Origin of the sequence: Tenacibaculum sp. IB213877, assembly GCF_034043975.1 — a bacterium.
GTDB lineage: Bacteria > Bacteroidota > Bacteroidia > Flavobacteriales > Flavobacteriaceae > Polaribacter.
This window is the reverse complement of sequence record NZ_JAXCHH010000029.1, coordinates 1-1007: the sequence shown is the minus strand read 5'-3', so window position 1 is coordinate 1007 and position 1007 is coordinate 1. Positions and strand designations below refer to the sequence as shown.

The window sequence follows — 1007 nt, the reverse complement described above, 5'->3', positions numbered from 1 at the left end:
TCAAAACCTTCTACACCACCTACTGTTGTGTATTTCATGACATATTTTTTATCTGGGTAAATTCTTTGAAAAGCACTTTGACACATTAATGTAGCTTCATGAAAACCACATAAGATTAATTTTAATTTTCCTGGATATGTGTTTACATCCCCAATAGCATAAATACCAGGAATGTTGGTTTGATAATCTAAAGCATTGTTTACCTTAATGGCATTTTTTTCTATTTCTAATCCCCAATTAGCAATTGGTCCTAATTTGGGTGCTAAACCAAAAAGGGGAATAAAATGATCACATTTTAAAGTAAATGATTCTTTGTCTTTTTGTTCAACTAAAACTCCTTCAACTTTATCGTTGCCTACAATCGCTTTTACTTCTGCTGGTGTAATTAAGTTGATTTTTCCTAAGTTTTTAAGTTCTTGAACTTGTTCTACAGAATCTAAATGCCCACGAAATTCGTTTCGTCTATGAATTAAGGTTACCGATTTTGCAACATCAGTTAAGAATATTGACCAATCTAACGCAGAATCTCCTCCTCCGGCAATAACCACATCTTTATCGCGGTAGATTTCTGGTTCTTTGATCATGTATTCCACTCCTTTATCTTCAAAATTAGCAATGTTAGAAATAGGTGGTTTTCTTGGTTCAAAGCTACCTAGTCCGCCAGCAATGGCTACTACTGGAGCCTTATGTTTAGTTCCTTTATTTGTGGTAACAATGAATGTTCCGTCATCTTGTTTTTCAATAGTATCTGCTCGTTCACCCAATGTAAAACCAGGCTCAAATTGTTTGATTTGCTCCATTAATTTATGTGTCAAATCTCCTGCTAAAATCTCTGGGTATGCCGGTATATCGTAGATTGGTTTTTTAGGGTAAATTTCAGAACATTGTCCACCCGGTTGTGGTAATGCATCTATTAAATGACATCTGAGTTTTAATAATCCTGCTTCAAAAACTGTAAATAAACCTGTGGGACCTGCTCCTATAATTAATATGTCTGTTTCTATCAT

The 1007-nt window shown here is 34.5% G+C and carries 1 protein-coding gene; it reads right to left on the bottom strand.

The genetic code is table 11. From position 1 onward, the window contains the following. Positions 1-1007, bottom strand: a 1007-nt coding sequence (locus SLH33_RS12935) for an NAD(P)/FAD-dependent oxidoreductase (protein WP_320419534.1), incomplete at both ends; no start/stop codon positions are given.